At 71.4% G+C, this 22,063-nt stretch carries 19 protein-coding genes; 10 read left to right on the plus strand and 9 right to left on the minus strand.

The window, feature by feature from the left end:
- Positions 1-206 precede the first annotated feature (206 nt).
- Positions 207-1,826 (plus strand): serine/threonine-protein kinase, encoded by a 1,620-nt coding sequence (locus tag C1I95_RS13150; RefSeq protein WP_111214118.1) that lies wholly within the window; start codon positions 207-209, stop codon positions 1,824-1,826.
- Positions 1,827-1,847: 21 nt separating this feature from the next.
- Here the strand turns inward: C1I95_RS13150 and C1I95_RS13155 are convergent, their stop codons facing one another.
- Positions 1,848-2,555: a carbon-nitrogen hydrolase family protein gene (locus tag C1I95_RS13155; RefSeq protein WP_233513639.1), complete on the minus strand. Its 708-nt coding sequence runs from the start codon at positions 2,553-2,555 to the stop codon at positions 1,848-1,850.
- An 83-nt stretch (positions 2,556-2,638) separates the two neighbouring features.
- Here C1I95_RS13155 and C1I95_RS13160 point away from each other — a divergent pair, with 83 nt between their 5' ends.
- Complete coding sequence (locus C1I95_RS13160; RefSeq protein ID WP_111214098.1) at positions 2,639-3,448, plus strand: DedA family protein; 810 nt, start codon at positions 2,639-2,641, stop codon at positions 3,446-3,448.
- Between the two features lie 56 nt (positions 3,449-3,504).
- Positions 3,505-3,930, plus strand: a complete 426-nt coding sequence (locus tag C1I95_RS13165) for a protein-tyrosine phosphatase family protein (RefSeq protein ID WP_111214120.1) — start codon at positions 3,505-3,507, stop codon at positions 3,928-3,930.
- 136 nt (positions 3,931-4,066) lie between these two features.
- Here C1I95_RS13165 and C1I95_RS13170 read toward each other — a convergent pair whose 3' ends face one another.
- Positions 4,067-6,340, minus strand: a complete 2,274-nt coding sequence (locus C1I95_RS13170; RefSeq protein ID WP_111214099.1) for an ATP-binding cassette domain-containing protein — start codon at positions 6,338-6,340, stop codon at positions 4,067-4,069.
- 155 nt (positions 6,341-6,495) lie between these two features.
- Here C1I95_RS13170 and C1I95_RS13175 point away from each other — a divergent pair, with 155 nt between their 5' ends.
- Positions 6,496-7,224, plus strand: a complete 729-nt coding sequence (locus tag C1I95_RS13175) for a MerR family transcriptional regulator (RefSeq protein WP_111214100.1) — start codon at positions 6,496-6,498, stop codon at positions 7,222-7,224.
- Between the two features lie 24 nt (positions 7,225-7,248).
- On the opposite strand, the gene C1I95_RS13180 is transcribed toward C1I95_RS13175, so the two are convergent.
- Positions 7,249-7,977 (minus strand): class I SAM-dependent methyltransferase, encoded by a 729-nt coding sequence (locus C1I95_RS13180; protein ID WP_111214121.1) that lies wholly within the window; start codon positions 7,975-7,977, stop codon positions 7,249-7,251.
- 233 nt (positions 7,978-8,210) lie between these two features.
- Between C1I95_RS13180 and C1I95_RS13185 the strand changes: the two genes are divergently transcribed.
- The 3 genes from C1I95_RS13185 (at position 8,211) to C1I95_RS13195 (ending at position 11,681) form a co-directional block, all read left to right on the plus strand.
- Positions 8,211-9,536, plus strand: a complete 1,326-nt coding sequence (locus C1I95_RS13185; RefSeq protein ID WP_111214101.1) for a D-alanyl-D-alanine carboxypeptidase family protein — start codon at positions 8,211-8,213, stop codon at positions 9,534-9,536.
- Positions 9,537-9,634: 98 nt separating this feature from the next.
- Positions 9,635-10,474 carry a M15 family metallopeptidase gene (locus C1I95_RS13190; protein WP_111214102.1) on the plus strand — a complete coding sequence of 280 codons (840 nt, stop codon included), beginning with the start codon at positions 9,635-9,637 and terminating at the stop codon, positions 10,472-10,474.
- 175 nt (positions 10,475-10,649) lie between these two features.
- Positions 10,650-11,681 (plus strand): extracellular catalytic domain type 2 short-chain-length polyhydroxyalkanoate depolymerase, encoded by a 1,032-nt coding sequence (locus C1I95_RS13195; protein WP_111214103.1) that lies wholly within the window; start codon positions 10,650-10,652, stop codon positions 11,679-11,681.
- A gap of 119 nt (positions 11,682-11,800) precedes the next feature.
- Here the strand turns inward: C1I95_RS13195 and C1I95_RS13200 are convergent, their stop codons facing one another.
- Complete coding sequence (locus C1I95_RS13200) at positions 11,801-13,834, minus strand: RICIN domain-containing protein (protein WP_111214104.1); 2,034 nt, start codon at positions 13,832-13,834, stop codon at positions 11,801-11,803.
- Positions 13,835-14,322: 488 nt separating this feature from the next.
- Between C1I95_RS13200 and C1I95_RS13205 the strand changes: the two genes are divergently transcribed.
- Both C1I95_RS13205 and C1I95_RS13210 read left to right on the plus strand, forming a co-directional pair.
- A complete protein-coding gene (locus C1I95_RS13205; protein ID WP_111214105.1) occupies positions 14,323-15,159 on the plus strand; it encodes a class I SAM-dependent methyltransferase in 837 nt (278 codons plus the stop codon).
- Positions 15,159-16,022 carry a VOC family protein gene (locus C1I95_RS13210; RefSeq protein WP_111214106.1) on the plus strand — a complete coding sequence of 288 codons (864 nt, stop codon included), beginning with the start codon at positions 15,159-15,161 and terminating at the stop codon, positions 16,020-16,022. The genes C1I95_RS13205 and C1I95_RS13210 overlap by 1 nt, the downstream gene beginning before the upstream one ends.
- A gap of 48 nt (positions 16,023-16,070) precedes the next feature.
- Here the strand turns inward: C1I95_RS13210 and C1I95_RS13215 are convergent, their stop codons facing one another.
- The 5 genes from C1I95_RS13215 to C1I95_RS13235 form a co-directional block, all read right to left on the minus strand.
- Positions 16,071-16,382, minus strand: a complete 312-nt coding sequence (locus C1I95_RS13215; protein WP_111214107.1) for an NIPSNAP family protein — start codon at positions 16,380-16,382, stop codon at positions 16,071-16,073.
- 78 nt (positions 16,383-16,460) lie between these two features.
- Positions 16,461-17,246, minus strand: coding sequence for a VOC family protein (locus C1I95_RS13220; RefSeq protein WP_158566388.1), 786 nt, complete (start codon positions 17,244-17,246; stop codon positions 16,461-16,463).
- 14 nt (positions 17,247-17,260) lie between these two features.
- Complete coding sequence (locus C1I95_RS13225) at positions 17,261-18,433, minus strand: NAD(P)/FAD-dependent oxidoreductase (protein ID WP_158566389.1); 1,173 nt, start codon at positions 18,431-18,433, stop codon at positions 17,261-17,263.
- A 7-nt stretch (positions 18,434-18,440) separates the two neighbouring features.
- Positions 18,441-19,451: a hypothetical protein gene (locus C1I95_RS13230; RefSeq protein ID WP_111214110.1), complete on the minus strand. Its 1,011-nt coding sequence runs from the start codon at positions 19,449-19,451 to the stop codon at positions 18,441-18,443.
- 138 nt (positions 19,452-19,589) lie between these two features.
- Positions 19,590-20,480, minus strand: coding sequence for a VOC family protein (locus C1I95_RS13235; RefSeq protein WP_158566390.1), 891 nt, complete (start codon positions 20,478-20,480; stop codon positions 19,590-19,592).
- A gap of 595 nt (positions 20,481-21,075) precedes the next feature.
- Here C1I95_RS13235 and C1I95_RS13240 point away from each other — a divergent pair.
- Positions 21,076-21,996, plus strand: a complete 921-nt coding sequence (locus C1I95_RS13240; protein ID WP_111214112.1) for an ion transporter — start codon at positions 21,076-21,078, stop codon at positions 21,994-21,996.
- Positions 21,997-22,063: the final 67 nt, after the last annotated feature.

Raw genomic sequence — 22,063 nt, forward strand, 5'->3', positions numbered from 1 at the left:
GCCCTGCGCCGACTCGCCGACCAGATCCAGCCCGCCCCGGCCAGCTCCGGCCGCAACATCCCGGCGGGTGCCTGCTGACCCGCACACTGCGCCTGATAACCGGCAGTTTGTGACTGAACGACGGAAACGCGCTATCCGCCCGGACCGGTGGCAACCGGGCCGGGCGGGTGGTGGACCGGGCGGGGCACCAGGCAGACTGGGCCCCCATGTCGCCGTTCACGCCCAACCTGCGGTTGCACGACCGCTACGTGTTGCACGACCGCATCGGCCTCGGCGGAATGTCCGAGGTGTGGCGCGCCGACGACGAGGTGCTCGGCCGGCCCGTCGCGGTGAAGGTTCTCGCCGGAACGTTCGCCGTCGACCCGGACCTGCGGGCCACCATCCGCCGGGAGGCCCGCGCCGCCGCCCGCCTGACCCACCCGCACGTCACCCAGGTGTACGACTACGCCGAGGCCACCCTCGACGGCGGGACGGTCGTGCCGTACCTGGTGATGGAGCTGGTCGACGGGCAGAACCTCGCCGATCGGCTGGCCGACGGGCCGCTGCCCTGGCCACAGGCCCTCCGGATGGCCGCCCAGGTCGCCGCCGCGCTGGCCGCCGCACACCGCCTCGGGGTGGTGCACCGCGACATCAAGCCGGGCAACGTCATGCTCACCGAGACCGGCGCCAAGGTGCTGGACTTCGGCATCGCCGCGCTCGCCGGGCCGCAGCACGCCGGCACCCGAGCGGCGGGCGAACCCATGATGGGTACGCCCGCGTACACCGCGCCGGAGCGGTTGAGCGCCGGGGCACCGAACCCGGCCAGCGACGTGTACGCCCTCGGCGCACTGCTCTACCGCACCCTCACCGGTGACGTTCCGCTGCCCGTACGCGGCTGGGAGGACGCCGTGGCGGTGCACGCCCACCGCCCGCCCGTGGCGCCGCTGCGCGTGCCGGGGCTGCCGGCCGACCTCGCCGAGCTGGTGCTGGCCTGCCTCGACCCCGATCCGGCCGGACGGCCCACCGCCGGGCAGTTGGCGGCTCGGTTCCGGGCCGGCGCGGCCGGGCCGGCGGGGCCGTCCACCGCCGTCCTACCGATCATCTCCACCCCCGCCGGCGCGCCCGCCGCGCCGGAGCCGGGACCCGCTCAGCCGCCGACCCTCATCGACCGTGCCGGATCGTGGTCCGCCGCCGCCGCTGTGCCGGCCACCGGTCCGGCGCAGGAAGGCGACGACGGGCGGTGGTCAGCGACCGGCGGTCCGGGGCGAGGCGACGACGGCCGGTGGTCGACGGCCGACGGTCCGGCGCGTGGCGCGGCCCGCCCCGTCCCCGCCACCGGCCGGCGGCCCAGCCGGTCGCGGCGGTCCGGCCCGCCGGTCGGCGCGCTGGTCGCGGCCGGTCTGGCCCTGCTGGTCGGTCTGGGCGCGGTGCTCGCCCTCGGCGACCGCGACGGCGCATCGCCCACGGCCACCGGCACGACATCCCCGCCCGCCCCGCCGACCTCCACCGCACCGGCCACGCCGCGACCCAGCGCCACCCCGTCGACGGCCCGGCCCGAGCCGGTGAGCCTGCGGCAGACCGCTGCCGAGTTCGTCAGGTTGCTCACCGAGGCGCAGCTCGCCGGCGAGATCGACGACAAGGCCGCCGAAAAGCTGCGCAAGGATCTCGCGAAACTGGCCAGCGGCAAGCCGAAGGACCGTGAGAAGCGGATCGAGGACCTACGGAAACGTCTCGAGGACGAGGTCGAGCGCGGCCGCCTGCCAACCGACTTCGCCGAGCGGTTCGACAACCTGCTCGACCGGCTCGAAGCGACGCTGCCCGACAACCAGGACGAGGACGAGGACTGACGCCGGGCCCGGCGGCCGGCGTCAGGTCAGGGTGGCGTGCACGTACTCGCCGGGTGCGGTGCCGGCCCGGGCGAGCACCGATCCGTCCGGCGCCCAGATCGCCGACCGGCCGGCCGCCTCGGAGTAGCCGCCGCCGGTCGAACCGGCGAAACTGGCGACCGCGACGAAGACCCGGTGGGTGGTGGCGATCCGCAGCGCCCGCTCGTCGGGCACCGCCGCCTCGGCGGCCGAGTCCAGGATGGCTGCCAGGTAGGCGTCGACCCTCAGGGCGCAGGTGCCGGCGGCGTGCTCCGCGACGCCGGTGTCCTTGCAGATCGCCAGGCCGAGCCGCCAGCCGTCGACCTCCAGCACCGCCGGGGCCGGGCCCGGCGTGAACCGGCGGGCCTCGACCGGGCCGAGCCACATCTTGCGGTACGCCACCCGCACGCCGGCGCCGTGCACCGCGAGGGTGGCGATGTGCTCGCCGGCCACCGGCGCGCCGACCAGGGCCAGCGTCCCCGTTTCGGCACACGCCTCGACCAGTGGCGCCAACCGAGGGTCGGCCGGGTCGACCGGCGCCGCGTCCAACTCGTAGCCGGTCAGCGAGAGTTCCGGGAAGAGCACCACCCGGGCCGACGCCGCGCGGACCAACCCGGCGTGCGCCACCACGTTCGCGGCGACGTCGTACGCCGCGCAGGTCGGTTGGGCGACGGCGATCCTCAGTGGACCGCGTACCGGCTGTTCTCCCACGCCTGCGCAGCCTACGGGCGTACCGCCCGGCAAGTCGACGGCCGGCTGGGCGGCTCTCAGCTTCAGTTCGTAGGTTGTTGCGCATGATTCAGTCCCCGCACGCCCCGTCCGCCGCCGGCGTCGTCGGCCAGTCCGCGCCACCCGAGGACGGTCTGGTCGGCTTCGTCACCGATCTGGTCGAGCGGCTCGGCGGCCCGGGCGCGGGGCTGGCCGTGGCGCTGGAGAACCTCTTCCCGCCGATTCCCAGCGAGGTGATCCTGCCGCTCGCCGGGTTCGCCGCGGCGCAGGGCCGGATGAGCGTGGTCGGAGCGATCTTCTGGACCACGCTCGGCTCGGTGCTGGGTGCGCTGGCGCTCTACTGGATCGGTGCCGTGCTCGGTCGGGAACGGACGCGGGCGATCGCGGCCAAGCTGCCGCTGGTGAAGCTCAGCGACGTCGACCGCACCGAGGAGTGGTTCCTGCGGCACGGCGTCAAGGCCGTCTTCTTCGGCCGGATGATCCCGATCTTCCGGAGCATGATCTCCATCCCGGCCGGGGTGGAGCGCATGCCGATGCTCACCTTCATCGCCTACACCACCCTGGGCAGCCTGATCTGGAACACCACCTTCGTGATGGCCGGCTACCTGCTCGGCGACAACTGGCACCTGGTCGAGGGGTACGCCGGGGTGCTGCAGAACCTGGTCATCGTCGCGTGTGTGGGCGGTCTGGTCTGGTTCGTGGTCACCCGGATGCGCCGGTCCCGGCGCGCTGGTGGCCTGCGGTCGAACGACACGAGCACCGCGCTGGTCGAGTCGGCGTCGGCCGGAGTGCCCGACCCGCACGGGCGCGGCACCATCTACCGCAGCGCCTGGGCCGACGATCGTCAGCGCCCCGACCAGACCCCACCGCACTGACCACCGATCGCGCCCCTGCCCGGCGGGTGACCGAGGCGCGGGCGGATACTGGCGCGATGGATGGCGGGCAGGGCTGGGCGGACGACGTCGGTGTGGTCGAGCTGCCCGGAGGCGTGCGGGTGCGCGGGCGGCGCATCGCCGACCCGGCCGCACCGGCCGACTTCAGCCTGCTGCTCGCGCCGGGGCCGGCGCCGACGTGGGCGCACCGGTGGGTGCGATGGCCGGACTTCTGGGTGCCGACGGACCGGGCCGACGCCCTGGACGCCCTGCACGAGGCGCTGCGACGAGGGTACGCGGGCGAGCGGGTGGAGGTGGCCTGCCGCGGCGGCACGGGCCGTACCGGCACCGCGCTGGCGGCGCTCGCGATCCTCGACGGACTGCCCGCCGAGCGGGCGGTCGCCTGGGTGCGCGCCGCCTATCGGCCCGGCGCCGTGGAAACGCCCTGGCAACGCCGCTGGCTGCGCCGCCTGCCCCGCGGCTGACGTACGGCACGTCGGCGAGCCGACGACGACAAGAAAGCCGCGCAGCTCGCGCGAAAGTGGAACGGCCCGGCCCGGCCCGGCGCGGGGCTGGCGGCGCGGCGACGCGCCGGGCGGGTGGGCCGACGGGGTAACGGGATCAGTGTGCGACGTACTCCCGCAGGTGGCGGGCGGTGAGGGTGTCGCCGTGGGCGACCAGGTCGGCGGGGGTGCCGGTGAACACGACCCGACCGCCGTCGTGACCGGCGCCCGGCCCGAGGTCGATCAACCAGTCCGCGTGCGCCATGACCGCCTGGTGGTGCTCGATGACGATGACCGTGTTGCCGGCGTCGACCAGCCGGTCGAGCAGCGCGAGCAGCTGGTCGACGTCGGCCAGGTGCAGACCGGTGGTCGGCTCGTCCAGCACGTACGTGCTCGCCTTGTCGGCCATGTGGATGGCCAGCTTCAGCCGCTGCCGCTCGCCACCGGAGAGGGTGGTCAGCGGCTGGCCCAGGGTGAGATAGCTCAGCCCGACGTCGGCCATCCGGTCCAGGATGACCCGGGCGGGCCCGCTGGGGAAGAAGTCCCGGGCCTCGGCGACCGGCATGCCGAGCACCTCGCTGATGTTCTTTCCGCGCAGCCGGTAGGTGAGCACCTCGTCGGTGAACCGGCGGCCCTCGCACTTCTCGCAGACCGAGGCGACGCCGGCCATCATGGCCAGGTCGGTGTAGACCAGCCCGATGCCCTTGCAGGTGGGGCAGGCGCCCTCGGAGTTGGCGCTGAACAGGGCGGCCTTCACGCCGTTGGCCTTGGCGAACGCGGTGCGTACCGGGTCGAGCAGGCCGGTGTAGGTGGCCGGGTTGCTGCGCCGGGAGCCCCGGATCGGGGACTGGTCCACCACGACCACCCCGTCGCGGCGGTGCAGCGAGCCGTGCACCAGTGAACTCTTGCCCGAGCCGGCCACCCCGGTGACCACGGTCAGTACACCGAGCGGGATGTCCACGCTGACGTCGCGCAGGTTGTGCAGGTCGGCGTGCCGGATGGGCAGTTGGCCGCGGGCAGCGCGGACCCGCTCGCGCAGCCGTACCCGGTGATCCAGGTGCCGGCCGGTGAGGGTGTCGGAGCGGCGGAGGCCGGCCACGTCGCCGGTGTAGCAGATCCGCCCGCCGGCGGTGCCGGCACCGGGGCCGAGGTCGACCACGTGGTCGGCCTGCGCGATGGTCTCCGGCTTGTGCTCGACGACCAGCACGGTGTTGCCCTTGTCCCTTAGCCGCAGCAGCAGGTCGTTCATCCGGGCGATGTCGTGCGGGTGCAGGCCCACGGTGGGTTCGTCGAAGACGTACGTGATGTCGGAGAGGCTGGAGCCGAGGTGCCGGACCATCTTGACCCGCTGGGCCTCGCCGCCGGAGAGGGTGGCGGACTCACGGTCGAGGCTGAGGTACCCCAGGCCGATCTCGACCAGCGAGTCCAACAGGTCCCGCAGGTTACCGGTCAACGGGGCGACCGACTCGTCGTCGATGCCCCGGATGAACTCGGCCAGGTCGCTGATCTGCATGGCGGCGCACTCGGCGATGTTGCGTCCGGCGATACGGGAGGACAGCGCGGCGGCGTTGAGCCGGGTGCCGGCGCAGTCGCCGCAGGTGGTGAAGGTGACCGCCCGGTCGACGAAGGCCCGAATGTGCGGCTGCATGGACTCGCGGTCCTTGGCCAGGTAGAGCCGGCGCACCTTGACGACCAGACCTTCGTAGGTCAGGTTGGTGCTGCCCACCTTGATCTTCGTCGCGGGCTTGTGCAGGAAGTCCTCCCACTGCTGCGGGGTGAAATCCTGGAGCTTGACGTCCGGGTCGAACAGGCCCGAGCCGACGAAGGTCTGCCAGTACCAGGTGTCGACGCCGAAGTTCGGCACGTTGATCGCACCGCCGTTGAGCGACTTCTCCACGTCGACCAGTTCGTTGACGTCGAGGTCGGAGACCCGGCCCAGGCCCTCGCAGGTGGGGCACATGCCCTCGGCCAGGTTGAAGCTGAACGCTCCGGCCCCGCCGACCTGCGGGCTGCCGAGCCGGCTGAAGACGATGCGCAGCATCGCGTACGCGTCGGTGGCGGTGCCGACGGTCGAGCGGGAGTTGGCCCCCATCCGTTCCTGGTCGACCACGATCGCGGGGGTGAGGTTGCGTAGCGAGTCGACGTCGGGCCGGGAGAGGCTGGGCATGAACGACTGGAGGAACGCGCTGTAGGTCTCGTTGATCATCCGCTGTGACTCGGCGGCGATCGTGCCGAAGACCAGCGAGGACTTGCCGGACCCGGAGACCCCGGTGAATACCGTCAGCCGGCGCTTGGGAATGTCGACCGAGACCGAGGCGAGATTGTTCTCCCGCGCCCCGCGTACCTCGATCACGTCGTGGCTGTCGGCGGCGGACCGTGCTGGCTGCTGCATGCGAACCCTTCGCAAGATCGTGAACTTCGAATGGCCTGGCAGCATTCAAGTGTCTCATTGACCATCACGTTGAGGCTTTATCCACGTCTCCGCAGGGCAGGGAGTGGGAATGTCCGGAGAAGTCTCAAACGACGTGGAAGAGGTATGGTGCCCCGGTGGCGGGCCGGAAACGCACCGGGCGGCTGCGGGCGGTCGACCTCGCCGCGGCGGCCGGCATCTCCGTGCAGCAGGTGCGCAACTACGTCGACCTCGGCGTGCTGCCGCCGGTCGAGCGCACCCCGAGCGGCTACCGGATCTTCACCGCGGCACACGCCCGGGCCCTCGCCGTGGCCCGCGCGATGGCCGACGGGCACGGCTGGGCGCGTACCCGCGAGGTGATGGCGGCCGTGCACGCAGGTGACCTGCCGGCGGCGCTGGCGTCCCTCGACGGCGGCCACGCCGAGCTGGACCGCGAGCGCGCCTCGATCCGCCGGGTGCTCGGCGCGTTCGAGACGGTGGTGACCAGCCCGCGCCGGCCGGTCGCCGCGCCGCGCCGGGGCGTGCGCGTCGGCGCGGTGGCCGACCTGGTCGGGGTCCGCACCTCGCAGCTGCGCTCGTGGGAGGCGCGCGGCCTGCTCCGCCCGGTGCGCGAGCGGGGGACCGGCTACCGGGTGTACGACGAGGCCGAGCTGCGTGCCGCCCAGGTCGTGGCGCTGCTCCGCCGGGGCGCCTACCCGTTCGACATCATCACGGCCGTGCTCGACGAGATGCGGACCACCGGCAGCCCGCAGCGGGTCCGGGCGGAGCTGGCCCGGCGCGAGCAGGAGCTGTACCGGCGCAGTCTGCGGCGGCTGGCCGCCTCGGCCGCGCTGCACGACTACCTGCGGCACCGGGATCCGGCCTGACCACTGCGCGGGCCCCGGCATGACTCAGCGCAGCACCAGCAGATCCAGGTGGTCGACGACCGGGCCGTGGCCGGTACCGGCTGCCGCCCGCAACCGCGCCATCCCGGCCGCGTACTCGTCATCGGTGATCAGTTGGAGTGGCGTGTGCGCGCGGCGGTCCATCCGCTCCGCGTACTCGGCCAGCGAGCCGGCGGTGGTCTGCGCGACCGGTTCGACGGTGCTCACCGGGAAGCCGGCCCGGGCGAAGGCCGCGCGGACCCGGGCCAGCCCGGGGTACGTCGCGAGCACCCGGACCGCTTCGGGAAACCAGTGGAACAGCGTGATGCGCTGGTGCCGCCCGGGGAAGGGGGAGCGGATCAGCACCGGGGCGCCGGGCCGGAGCACCCGGCGCAGCTCGCGCGCCATGGCGTCCAGGTCCGCCACGTGGTGGATCATCGTCGACAGCCAGGCGCCGTCGACACTGGACGTGGTCAGGGGCAGCGCGGTGGCGTCCCCGGCCAGCAACGGGCGGTGCGGGCAGCGGTCACGCATCGCCGCGGCCGGTTCCACCGCGAGCACGCGGATGTCGTACCACTCGGTGAACGCGCCGGCCCAGGTGCCGGTGCCGGCGCCCACGTCCAGCAGGGTCGATCCGGCTCGCGGCCGTAGGTGCTGCTGGACCGCGTACCGCCAGCGGTGCAGGCCGTCCCAGCCCAGCTCACGGCCGGCGGCGAACGCCGCGGCGTTGGTGTCGTCGTAGGAGATCAGAGCCACGGCCACCACCTCGCGACCGCCGCCGGGGGATCCGGTCGAGCGTTGTTGCGGTTGTAGTCGGAGGGTGAGCCGCCGGTCAACCATTTGTGAACAACCGCGCAGCGCCGCCGTCGGTGGGCGGCGACGCACCGGCGCCCATCGACGGGGCTCAGCTCAGTTCACCGAGACTCGCGCGGGTTGGCCCGCCGGCCGGAAGCGCGCCGCCGCCGATCTTGCCGTTAGTCTGCGTCTTCATGAGAGTTCGGGCCCTGACCGTCACCGCCGCCGTCGTCGCGATCGTGGCGATTCCCGCCACTCCCGGTGCCGCGAGGGTCACTGCGGGTGCCACCGCTGGGGCGCGGTCCACATCTGCGACCCCGGCCGCCGCGCCAACACCCGCCAGCGGCCCGACCCCGGGCGGCGGGCCCACCTCGGCCCGGGTGCCCTGTCCCAAGGCGGTGGCGCCGAAGGTGACCCGGTCGCCCCGGCCGACCCCACCGCCGTCCGTGCCGGAGCACCGGGTCGTCGGCGGCGACGCGCTGGCCACTCCCGGCCTCGTCGTGCCGCCGGGCGTGCCCACCCCACCGAAGGTGACCGCGACCTCGTGGCTGGTGGCCGACCTGGACACCGGTGAGGTGCTGGGTGGTTGCGGCCCGCACGAGTTCGCCACCCCGGCCAGCGTGCAGAAGCTGCTGCTGGCCGCGACCATGCTGGCGCGACTCGACCCCGATCAGGTCATCACGGTCACCAAGGAGGACCTCAACATCGCACCGGGCAGCTCGGCCGTCGGACTGCTGGTGGGCGGCCGCTACCGGGTGGAGACCCTCTGGCTTGGGCTGCTGCTGCAGTCCGGCAACGAGGCCGCCAACGCGTTGGCCCGCCTCGGCGGCGGGCCGGACGGGGTGGCCGGCGGAGTGCGCGAGATGAACGAGCAGGCCCGCCGGCTGGGTGCCCTGCAGACCCGCGCGATCACCCCGTCCGGGTTGGACGCTCCGGGGCAGTTCACCAGCGCGTACGACCTGGCGCTGATCGCCCGGGCCTGCTTCGCCGACCCGACCTTCCGCCGGTACGTGCTCACCGAGCGGACCAAGGTTCCCGCCCAGAAGACGCTGCGCGCCAAGGGCTTCGAGATCCAGAACGGGAACCAGCTGATCTACCGCTATCCCGGTGCGCTGGGCGGCAAGACCGGCTTCACCGACTACGCCCGACACACCTACGTCGGTGCCGCCGAACGCGACGGCCGCCGGCTGCTCGTCACGCTGCTCGGCGCCGAGCCCCGGCCGATGCGCGGCTGGGAACAGGGCGCCGCGCTGCTCGACTGGGGGTTCACGCTGCCCCGGGAGGTGTCGGTCGGCCGGCTGGTGGAGCCGGGCGAGCTGGACGCGCCGCCGTCGCCGGCGGTGTCCGAGCCGCCCGGCGTGCCGCCCGCGGGCGGCACCGCGTCCGCCGCCCTCGACGACGGGCCAGGTGCGGGGATGCTGGTGGCGCTGGCCGTGGGCGTGACCGCGATCGTGGTGGCGGTGGTGGCCGCGCGGCGGGCCCGCGCCACTGAAGCCGGCACCGACCGCAACACCGGCTGACGGGCGCGCGCAGCCGGGGACGTCCGCCCTGGTCGATTCGCCGGACCAGCGGCAAATCACCCGATAGTGTCGCTGACTGTGAGAACATCCCGGCAACCATGATCGAGGTACGCCACCGGGGCGCTGACCGGGGGTTCGGGCGTACGGCGTGGGTGGCGCTGGGGGTGGTTGTGGCACTGGTGGTGGGCGCAGGGTGCACGCGACCGGCGACCATGCCGCCCCCATCACCCTCGCCGGCGCCGGCCCGGCCGGGGTTCGTGGTCCTGTCCGATGTGGATCCACGCATCCGCACCGACATCCGGTACGCCACGCCGCACAACTTCGTCGGCCGGCCCATCGACGGCTACCGGGAAGGGCTGTGCCTGCTCACCGCCCCGGCCGCGGTTGCGCTGCGTCGGGTGCAGGACGCCGCGCTCGCCGCCGGCCACAGCCTCAAGGTGTACGACTGCTACCGCCCCCAACGCGCGGTGAACGCCTTCGTGACCTGGGTGAGCGAGCCGGACGAGCAGGCGATGAAGGCCGAGTTCTATCCCCGGGTGGCGAAGTCGGAACTGATCGACCGTGGGTACCTCGGCGCGCCCAGCACGCACAGCCGGGGCAGCACCGTCGACCTCACGCTGGTCGAGGTGCCGACACCCGAGCAGCCCGGGTACGTCCCGGGCCAGCCGTTGCTGGCTTGCACGGCGTCGCGCGACCGGCGTTTTCCGGACAACAGCGTCGACATGGGCACCGGCTTCGACTGCTTCGACCCGCTGGCGCACACGGACTCGCCGCGGATCGGCAACACCGCGCGGGAGAACCGGCGGCTGCTGCGGCAGCTGATGGCCGACGGCGGGTTCGTCGGCTACGACCGCGAGTGGTGGCACTTCCGCTACCGCGACGAGCCCTGGCCGGACACCTACTTCGACCTGCCGGTCGCCCGCTCCTCAACCGGCTGACCCGGTCCGGCCCGCGGCTGCTGCGTGGTGGCGCGGGCGGCGCGAAGCGAGGGGCGACCACACAGCGCGAGCCCGGGACGTGTGGGTCACGCTCATGTCGCCGGTGACGCAGCTCACGTTAGCGTCGCCTCACGCCGACACCACCGCCGGCGCTCACCGGACCAGGGAGAGCGTCATGATGAAACCTGCCCTACGACTGCTCGCCGGTGCCGCCGCGGCCCTGCTGCTCACCCCCGCAGCACCCGCCTACGCCGCCGCCAACCCGCACACCAAGACGCCGGTCTCGGGCACCCTGTCCACGTACCGCGTCTCGGGCGTGTACGTCGCCGGGGTCTCCTCGGGCGCGTACCTGGCCACCCAGCTCCAGGTGGCCTACTCGCAGCGGATCAGGGGAGCGGCCCTGTTCGCCGCCGGCCCCTACTACTGCGCGCAGAACAACGTCGCCCAGGCGCTGTACGGCTGCGGCGACAACATCTACCCGACGTACCTGAGCGCCTTGCAGACCTACACCCGCACCTGGGCCGGGTACGGCTGGGTCGACCCGGTCTCAGGGCTTGTCGGTGAGCCGGTCTACGTCTTCCACGGCGGCGCGGACTCGACGGTGAAGCGGTCGGTCAGCGACGACATGGTCCGCTACCAGCAGCACTTCGGTGCCAGCGTCCAGTACGACAGCGGGTCCTCCGCCGGGCACGGCTGGGTCACGCCGTACGGGACGGTGGGCTGCTCCGCCACGGCGGCGCCGTACCTCAACGACTGCGGCACCGACCCGCAGAACACCTTCCTGCGCAAGCTGTTCGGCTCGGTGCAGGCACCCAACACCGGGCCGCTCGGCGGCACGCTGGTGCGGTTCAGCCAGAACACCTTCGCCGTCAACGGCTGGGCCAACGGCCTGAGCATGGACGCCAACGGCTTCGCCTACGTCCCGGCGTCCTGCGCGTCCGGCACGACGTGCCGGGTACTGGTGGCGCTGCACGGGTGCCTGCAGGGCCAGAGCCGGGTCGGCACGGCCTTTGTGGACCGGGCGAACCTCAACCAGTACGCCGACACCAACCAGATGATCGTGCTCTATCCGCAGGCGATCACCTCGGCGAGCAACCCGAACGGCTGCTGGGACTGGTGGGGTTACCTCGGTGCCACGAACTATCCGATCAAGGGAGGCGCCCAGGTGGAGACCATCATGAACATGGTCCGCCGACTGGGCGGCTAGCCGGGCCCGGTGTGGGCGTCGGGATCGGCTGGGTTCCGTGGCCCCGTGACCGTCCCGGCCGATGCCGAAGGATGTCGTGCCCTCCGGCTGGCCGGGACGGCCACGCCGCCGACTGGCGGCTATGGAGCGGTGATGTCGAACCGGCGGACGGTGACGGCTCCGCCGAGCGCCTGGGTGGCATGGTTGAAGATGCCGAAGCGGTATCCCATGAAGAACTCCCAGGAGTTGTTCAGCGTGAAGGCAGGACCCAGCGGGTTGAAGTTGACGCCGTCGGTGCTGTAGGAGAACGTCGTCTGCCGGCCGGATCCGGGCTGGATGTCGGCGCGGGCCCGCAGCCAGATCCGGCCACCGGAGATGTTGGCGCTCGCCCGCTCCGTGCCGGTGCCGGTGGTGGCCCAGGTGCTGTTGGCCATGGTCAACCCGTCGGTCATCACCACACGGGTCGCGTTGTTCGCCTTCACCACCCCGATCCACGCGGAGGACTGGCGCAGGATCGACAGGCCGGACCGGTCACCGTTGGCCATCGACGAGTAGTCCAGCTCGATCGTTGCTGTCGACACTGGTCCCTGTGCTCGGTGGGTCAGGGTGTTCCGCGCGTTGTAGAGGTCGTTGGTGACCGTCGCGGTCTGTAGCCGCAGCCCGTTGTTGACGGTGAAGCGGCTGGTGTCGGGGTTGTGGTTCCACTCCCACCGGTGTCCGAGAGCGGGGCCGGTGAACGTGTCCGGACCGATCATCGGCGCGACGGTGCGGGAGGTGGCGATGTTCGGCCTCGGGTAGTTCGCGGCCCACCGGCCGTTGACCGTCTGGACGCTGGGCCAGCCATCCGCAGACCAGGTCAGCGGTGCCATGGTGGGCATGCGTCCGCCGGGATAGGCGTCGGTGAACGCCATGTAGTACCAGTCGCCGTTCTGGGTCTGCACGATCCCGCCCTGGTGCGGCACTCCGCCGCCGGAGATCGGGCCGGGCAGGTCGAGCAGCACCTGGCGCTGCTCGTAGGGGCCCCACGGGCTGGTCGAACGCAGGACGTACTGGCCGTTGGCCGGCCGGGTCAGCCAGATGTAGTAGTAGTTGCCCCGCTTGTACATCCGGGCACCCTCAAGGGTGCCGATGCTGGACGGGGTCTGATACACCTGCTGCGCGCGTACCTGGGAGGTCAGGTCCGGTGAGAGTTGGGCGACGCTGATGGTGCCATTGCCGTAGGCCACATAAGGCGTGTCGTTGGTGTCGAACAGCAGGCCGGCGTCGTAGTAGCAGGGTAGCCGCGACCGTTTGGTCCAGGTGCCGTCCACCGCCGCGGCGGTGTACACATAAGATCGGTTGAACTCGACGCAGCCGAGCCAGTAGTAGGTGCTGTTGCTCTGCCGGTAGTTGAACGCCGAGGCCCAGATTCCCTTGACGTAGGCCCGGCCGCCACTCATGTCGTACGCCGCCGAGTCGAAGTCCAACCGCGGTACGGAGTGGCCAGCATATTCCCAGTCCACGAGGTTGTACGAGCGCAGGATCGGCGCACCCGGCGAGTAGTGCATGGTTGACGCCGAGTAGTAGTAGGCGTCACCGGCACGGATGATGTCGCCGTCGGCGAAGTCCTGCCACACGACGGGATTGGTGAACTGGCCCGCGGGTGGCGGGGTTGTGCCGCTGACCTGGACGAGTTGCCACTGCTGGTTGTTGCCGCCCCAGTCGGTGTACTGGACGATGTTCGCGCCGTCGGCGGTGGAGGCGCCCTGCACCTCGACGGCCTTGCCGCTCTGCCGACCGATCAGTCGGACGTACCCATCGGCCGAGTCGGCCAGCCGGAACTGCTGGTTCTGCCCATTGCCGTCGGCCCACTGCACGATCGCCCCACCGTCGGCGGTGGAGAAGTTGTACACGTCGAGCACCTTGCCCGAGTGCCGGGACTTGATCCGGTAGTAGCCCCCGCCCGAGTCGACGAACTGCCACTGCTGGTTGGCGCCGGTCCCACGAGTCCACTGGGTGATCCGCCCACCGTCGGCAGTCGAGAAGTTGTAGACGTCCAACGCCTTGCCGCTGTTGCGGTTGACCAACACGTACCACGCGCTGGTGTCCACCGTCGCCGCCGAAGCCGGCGCCCCGGTCACCGCGGCCAGAAGGCCACTGGCCACCGCGGTCACCACCGCGGTGACCACCGCCATCCATCGCCGTCGGCGCCGTGAAGGCACCCAACCTCTGCCGTTCATATCGACTCCAATCGATGCAGATTCGTGCAGTGAGGCTCTTCCGTTGGTTTCCGTGGGGTATCGACCAGGGGCGCAGGCGAGGATGTCCGTGCTGGCCCGGCATGGCCCGAGGGGAAGGGAAACTCGCACCGTGACGTCGGTTGCCCTCACGACGTCACGTCTCAGTCGCGACGAGCCCTGGTCGGCTCGTCGGCCCTACCGCCTAGCATCGACTGTGAACGATCATATCGCGTGTCAAGTGCGGGCTTGGCTGGGTGGCGTTCGAAAGTGAACGCTCACAGGCGCCCGCGCGTTTGGCGTTCACCGGTAGTCGATCGACAGTGGCCGTCGGGCCGGCAGGAAACTCCGCAACCGTGAAGTGGCCGGCCCGGGGTGGCGCCACTAGCCTTTGGGCGTGAGGCCGATTCCGGCCCCGGAGCTTCCCCGCGACCCGAGGGGAGATCATGTCACTGGACTTCCTCGACGACGTTGCTGCCCTTGAGCTGCAAGCGGCCGGCGAGGATGTCGACGCCATCGTCGCCACGCTGCCCATCCAGAACGCCCAGTCGATTCTGGAGGTCGGCTGTGGCAGCGGGGCGTTCACCCGGGCGTTGGCGCGGGTCGCGTCATCTCCGGTCGGCGACCAGTCCCGGCGGGCGCGGGTGGTCGGGATGGACCGGTCGCCGGCCAGCGTCGCGCAGGCGGTGCCGCTGGCCCGCGCGGAGGGACTCGACAACGTCGAGTTCGTCGCGGCCGACATCCTCGACCCCGCGAGCCTGGTATCGCTCGCCGGGCAGTTCGACATCGTCATCTGCCGATACTTTCTGATGTACATGACGCCTGGCGGGCTGGGCGAGGCGTGCCTGGCCAACATGCGGACCTGCGCCCGCCGGGACGGGCTGGTGGCGTGCGTCGAGGTGGACGCGAACTTCGGCGAGGACCGGTACCCGCCACCGAGCGAGCGGCTGGACGCGGTGCTGCGCCGGATCGTTCCGCTCTACCGGGAGCGCGGCCTGGTGGACTGGCGGTGTGGGATCACCCTGCACCACCACCTGACCACGGCCGGGCTCCGGGAGGTGCGGGTCCGGGTCGTCGACGGCCGGTGCATCGCGGGCGGCTCGCCACGCGCACTGGTGCAGCACGGCTCCATGCACGTCGAGGAGCTGCTCGCGCCGTGCCTGGCGGAGCTGGGGTTGGCCGACCAGACCGCAGAGGTGGCCGCCGAGTGGCGGGCGTATCTCGCCGCGCCCGAAGGTTTCGTCTACACCCCGGTGTTTCTCGGCGTGGGGAGGAGCGTCTGATGCGTGCCGCGGTGATGTACGTGTTCGTCTACGTACGGGACCTCGCGAGGTCACGGCAGTTCTACGAGGACGTCCTGGGATTCCCGGTGCTGGAGTCGGACGACGTCTCCGTCAAGTACGACGCGGGGGGCGTCGTGCTGGCCCTGAACCGGGCCGCGGACTGGGGTATCGCCATCGACGACCAGGTGGGGTCGTCGCTGCTGGTCTTCCACGTCGGTGACATCGACCGCGCCAAGGCGGCGGCGCAGTCGCGGGGCGCGGTCTTCGACGAGACGATCCGGTACGACATCGGCGCCACCACCAACTGCTACGACCCCGACGGCCACTGCGTGACCATCTACCAGCCCTCCGACGAGGCGCTCGGCTGGCCGTCGGGCGTCCGTTACAGGACGCTCGCCGCGGCGTACGAGCAGGCCGCTGTGGAGAGCCGGATCGGCCCGCTGGTGTACCTCTTCCAGTTCGTCGAGGATCTCGCGGCGTGCCGCGCGTTCTACGAGGAGCGGCTCGGCCTGACCGTCGCCGAGGTGGACGAGGAGGAGGGCGTCACCAAGTACGACGGCGGGACGCTGCTCATCTCGCTGCACCCGCTGGAGGACCTGCCGGCGGCGTTGACCGGGTTCCCCCGTACCCGCAGTATCGCCGTGGTCTTCCGGGTGGCGGATCTCGACGCCGCGGTCCGGTCCCTCGCCGCGGCCGGGCTGGACCTGTCGGCGGCCGTCACGCATTCCCCGATCGGGGCGACGGCCAGATTCGTCGATCCCGAGGGGAACATCTTCTTCCTCTACCAGCCGTCCGACGTGGCCCTCACCTGGCCGAGCGCGACGAAGGGCGCCGAGCTGCCGGCGGGGATCGCCGGCGGCTGAAGCCGGCGGGCCACGGGACCGGCGCCGCGGCGGTCTCCGGCGTGCGGCTCAGGCGAGCCGCGTGACGTGCGGAAACTCCACGCTCGGCCCGGACTCGCGCTCCTCGCACCACGACTCCAGCTTCCCCCACAGCGCCATCACCGCCTCGTGCTCGTGGGCGGCGTCGACGGCGGCCTCGTCGCGCCAGGTGAAGATCTCCATCCGGATCGGCCCGTCGTCGGCGTCCCGGGCCAGCACGATCGCTGGCTCGTCGGTGACCAGACCACTGTCGTGCAGCAGTCTCCAGTGCCCGCGCAACGCATCGTCGAACTGTTCAAGCTGATCCTTGCGTACCCGGTAGGTCGCGACGACAGTCGTCATGGTCGGCTCCTCTTCTCATGATGAGCACGGCGACGGGGGCCCGCTCACAGTCTAGTGCCGCGGCAGCCCGCGGCCTGGTCACCGCCGGTGCGTACGTCCGGCGGTCAGCTCGCGTACCTTGTCGGCACTGCCCCAGGTGAGGCTCTCGGCCGACGGCTCGTACAGGCACAGCACGTGCCCGGTCGGGTCGTTGAAGCGCACCGTCCCACCGATGTCGCTGAACCCGACCGGCCCGCGGAAGGTCAGGCCCCGCTCGGCCAGGGCGGCCGCTGCGGCGCGGACCTCCGGTACGTGCAACACCACCAGGTAGCCGTTGAACCGCGCCTTCCGGCCGTCCGGGGTGTCGGGGCACAGTTCGAGCGTCAGGTCGACCGTGCCGGTGGCGAACCGCGCGGAGGCGGCGTCCTGCTCGCGCAGTTCGAGGCCGAGCACGTCCCGGTAGAACGGGACCGACGCGGTGAGGCTGGCGACGGCGAGCCGGACCTCCACGATCTCGGCGCCCCGGTCGGAGTCGCCGGTGCCCAGCACGAAGTGGTGGCCGTCGCGGTCGGTGAACAGGCCGCCGGCGCGCGTGCCGTACGCATCGAGGCGCGGGTCGCCAGCGCCACCGGCCGTACGACAGACCAGCGTGAGGGCGTCCGACGTGCCCTGCCGGAACTTGCTCTCGGTGAACAGGTTGAGGGCCAGGATGGTGCCGCCGGCGTCGTACTTGACCAGGCCGTGGTGCTCGTGCGGCGGGTGGAACTGGTTCTCCACCACGCGGAAGCCGAGCACGTCCTCGCAGAGCCGCCGGTGCCGTGGCAGCGAGGAGATGTCGATGAACACGAACAGCAGCGGCGCCTCGCGCAGCGGGCTCTCGATCACGGCGGTGTCCCTTCTCAGGGCTGGTCTGACGGGTGGAAACGGTCCGGGGCGAATGGCGCGAGCAGCTCCGGATCCGTGCCGGTGGCGACGGCTTCGGCCAAGGCCCGCGCGGTGGCCAGCGCGGGCGGGATGCCGTGGCCGCCGAAGCCCCCGATCACCCAACGGTCGGCCTGGCCGGTCACCCGGCCGACGACCGGCCGACCGTCCGGGGTGCAGTCCATGACCCCGGCCCATCGTTGGCTGGTGCGCAGCGGCGGCAGGTCCGGGAACGCGTCCGGGAGGAATCCGTCGAGGTGGCGCTGGATCCGGGGGTTGACCAGTGCGCGCGGGCTCTGCTCGCGGTCGGGGTCGACCTGGCGGCCTCCGCCGAGCAGGATCGTGCCGTCGGCGGCCTGCCGCCAGTAGACGCTGCCCCAGTCCACGGCCATCCCGAACCGGAACATCGGCCGAGTCGGCGCGGTCGCCAGCACCTGACCCCGCGCCGGCGTGAGCGCCCCGGCCAGGGACGGCACGAACCGGCCGATGTCGAGGTGACAGGCGAGCACGACGGCGTCCGCGATCACCCGGCCCCGGCTGGTGTCCGCCGCCAGCCGGCCGCCGCCGCGTACCGGGGCGACGGTCCGGACCCGCGTCCCGGTGGCGACGGCCGCCCCGTGCTCGCGCGCGGCGCGCCCGAGGCCGTCGACCAGGCGAACCGGATCCACCCCGCGCCCATCGGTGGCCCAGCGGCCGCCCGCGAACCGTCGGTTGATCCGCATACCGAGCAGGTCCTCACACTCCGGACGGGTCAGCGCGTGCAACGGCGCGGCACCGGCGGGACGCCTCGCCACCTCGGCACGTACCCGGTCCCAGACCTGTGCGGACGAGGCGAGGGTGAGGTGGCCGGCCTCCTGGTACCCGGCGTCCACCCGCTCCTCGTGCAGCACCTCGTCGAGCAGAGCGCAGTCCTCGGTGGGCCGTGGCGCGGGCAGCACCACGCCGATGTTGCGCCCGCTCGCCCCGTACCCGAGCCTCCGGGCCTCGCAGACGAGCACGTCGAGGCCACGGCGGGCGAGCCAGTACGCGCTCGCCACGCCCATCAGCCCGCCACCGACGACCAGGACTCCGACGCGGCCGGGCAACGCGGTCGGCGGTTGCCCGTCCCCGTCGCCCGTGCCGCGAAGCCAGTACGTCGGCGCCGTCTCCACCGGCCGGTCAGTCTTCGTGGGGACCGCCGACGGCCGCACCGACCGGCTCCGCATCGCGTCCGTTCATGCGCGCGCGGTACTCGTCGAGGATCTCGAAGATGTCCGCGGGCGGCGTGTTCAGTACGTCCGCATAGATCTCGTCGTCCTTGGTCACCACGATGTCGAACGCGGTGAGCTCGCCCGGGGTCAGCGTGCCGACCCGCATGCCGGTCTCCTCGTGGATCAGCGCGACGGGACCGGTCGGAGAGTGGAACCGGGTGCCGACGGGCGGGTAGTGGTTGACGGTCGCCGGGCCGAAGATCAGCGGCTGGTCCGGGTCGGTGAGCAGCGGCCCCATCGGCGTCTGGATCTTCCAGGAGACCCGCCAGACCGCAGTGCCGGGGAAGTCGTTGCCGTCCTTGCTGTTGGAGCGGACCATCCCGTCGTTGGGGCGGGCGAAGTTCTGCTCGACGCGGATCGGCCCGAGCGCCGCCTGGATGATCTCGCCACCGTGCATGAGGATCTTCAGGTACATCTCGTTGTAGCCGTCGCCGTCGAGGTCCATCCGGGGGCTCCGGTGCATGAGCACGATGCCGTTCTTCACGCTCATCCGGTAGTCCTTGACCATGCCGTCGACCGTGAGCAGGCAGGAACAGACGCCCTTGAGCAGTTCCACCCCGCCGGTGCCGGGGAAGTTCTCGTTGAACCCCCGTACCGCCTGGGTGTAGATCTCCTTCGCGCCCGGCCCCGCGACGATGTCGGCGATCCGCTGGCTGACCGCCTGGTAGGCCGGGTTCCGGTCGGCGTCGACGCGGGCCTGCGCCGAGGTCCACCGGAAGACCTCGACCACCCGGACCTTGTCCGTGCCGTTGGGCTGGCTGCGCAGCACCTCGATCGGGTAGTCGCCGGCCAGCCCCGCCTCCCGCAGCGTGGCCCACTTGCTCCGGACGGCTGTGACGAGCGCGTCGGCGCTGGTCGGATCGGTTTCGTAGGTCTCCATCTGCACCAGAGACTCGTTGCGGTACACGTTGATGGACATCGTGGGGCCTCCGTCGGTCACGCGGGAATGCCCTCTGCGTCGACAGAGGGTGGAGTGGGTCGACTGGGTCCCGCGACAGCCACCTCAGGATGGTGTCGCGGGCCCGGCAGCACAGATGGGGGAGTGGCGGTCCTGGACCTAGCCCAGCAGCCGTTGGATCTGGGGGTAGAAGTCGAAGTTCGTGGCCCGGCCGGTCGGCGTCCAGAGGCAGAGCACGTGGCCGTCCGGATCGTCGAAGTAGGCGATCCGACCGGTGTCCGACTTCTCGACACCGCGCGGGAACCCGACCCCGCGCTCCATCAGCGCGGTCATCGTGTCGTCGAGCGCCTCGACGTGGAAGACGAGCAGGTCGTGCACCAGCCGGCCGGCCTCACTGAGCCGGCGCACCTCGCCGGGGTTGGCCTCGGTCTCCAGCGTGAGGATGAGGCTGCCCACGTCGAAGTGCGCCGTGCGCTCGGTCGACGCGAGAAGACGCAGGCCGAGGAGTTCGGTGTAGTAGACCTGCGACCGTTTCAGGTCGGCGACCTTGAGCCGGATCTCTGTCAATGGGCTCCGTACGCCGGCCCGCCGCGCGGCGGAGCGGATCTTTTCGCGCTTCGCTGCCAGCGCGGGATCCTTGTCCGCGCCGGGCTCGACAATGGCGAAATGGTTGCCGGTGTCGTCGACCAGGTCCGCGCCGGAGACCGTGGCACCGCGCGCCGAATTTGCCGAATCGGCCGAGAGCGCCAGCACCGAAGCAGGATTGATCACGAGGGCGGTGGGCACGAACTCGACGACGGTGCAGGTATTGCTGCTGAGTTGCTGGGCCATCGTGGCGAGACCGACCACCGCGCCACCGGCGTCGTACATGACGACATTGCGGTCTTCGCCGGCCGGCCCCACCTTGATCGCCGGCCAGTTCGACAGTTCGCCGACGAACTGCCGGGTGGCGGCCAGGTCGTCCACCCGGCGGAACAGCATCACGACTCGTTTGTCGGTCAGCGTCGGCCGGGCGGCACTGGCCGCCGCCGGCAGCAGGCCGACGGCCACAGTGGATCCGGCGGCGGTGACTCCGGCGAGTGCCGCGCCTCGAAATACCGTTCTGCGGGAAATTGGCTGGCCGCTCACTGAACACCCCCAGATGCACCTGGTCTCGAACGAGCAGCCCAATGGCTGCGCGCGATACCAGAATACCTTTACGTCCGCACGTCGGGGCTTCTCGAAGATTGCTGAATCTGAAGAACTGTCCACGACAGACGGTGGCCGTTTTATAGATCGTAATTCCGCCGAGGTGGACCTGCGGTGGTCGCTATTCGCTTGTGCGGGATTGTCAGTTCTTTCCTCGTCCTTGCGGACGGCCGAAGCCATCGAGAACGGCCAGACCGGCCCATCCGGCGAGTGGCCGCTCCGCGAACGCGGGCCGTGCTGCCCCCGCCCGGGCCGTGTTGCTGCCCCCCCGGGCAGCTACCGCGACAGGTCGGCCAGCTGTCGATCCTACTGTCCACCCGGGAGGCTGATATTGGTCACCGTCGGGCCGTAGGCTGTGGGCCATGACTGCCGTACGTCGATGCCAGGGTGACGCACGGTGGCTGGCGCGGCCGGCCCCGATGGCGCTTCCACCGGGGCCGGCCGCCCGGTGAGCGGTATGCATGTGCCGGCCCAGCGGGGTGGGCCGGTCGACTCCTCGCACCGTTCCCGGCTGGTCGACACGTGCGCCCGGATCGCCGCCTCGCGCCCGTTCGAGATCACCATCGTCGCGATCATCCTCGCCAACGGAGTGGTCCTCGGCCTGGAGACTTATCCCAACCTGGGCATGGCGGGCTCGGCACTGCACGCGCTGGAGTGGTTCTTCCGGACCGTGTTCGTCATCGAGATCGCCATCCGGCTGCTCGCGTACGGCCGCCGGCCGCAGGACTTCTTCCGGCACGGATGGAACGTCTTCGACTTCCTGGTGATCGTGGCGATCTTCGTCCCGGCGCTGCACGGCGACTCGGCGTTGCTGCGCATCGTCCGGGTGCTGCGGATGGTGCGGCTGGTGCGTTTCTCGCCCGGCCTGCGGACGATCGTCGCGGCGCTGTGGCGGAGCCTGCCCGGCATCGGCGGCTTCTTCGCCCTGGCCGTGGTGACCCTCTACGTCTACGGCATGGCCGGCTGGCTGATCTTCAAGGACGTCTATCCGGAGGATTACGGCGACATCGGCCGCTCGCTGTTGACGCTGTTCGTGCTGCTGTCCCTGGAGACGCTGCCGGACCTCATCGAGGACGGCATGGCGTTCTCCCCGTGGACGGTGCTGTACTACGCCAGCTTCGTGGTGATCACCGTCAACCTGCTGTTGAACATCCTGATCGCGGTCTTCGTCAACTCGATGGAGGAGGCCCGCCGGCTGGAGATGACCGAGGGGCTCGCGTCCGGGTACGACGAGGACGGCGACGGGGTGCCCGACGAACTGGACCGGATCGCGATCAGCCAACGGCTGGACGATCTCCGCACGCTGATCGTCGAACTGGAACGAGAGCTGCGTATCGACCGCGACGACGGCCGACTACGCCGGACCGGAAAGGACTGAACGTCCGTTTTGGTTTGGGGTGGATGCCCTGGTCAGCGACTTGTTTCAACATTGAGTCCGGCAGTGA

This window comes from Micromonospora craterilacus, from assembly GCF_003236315.1.
Taxonomy (GTDB): Bacteria; Actinomycetota; Actinomycetes; order Mycobacteriales; family Micromonosporaceae; genus Micromonospora; species Micromonospora craterilacus.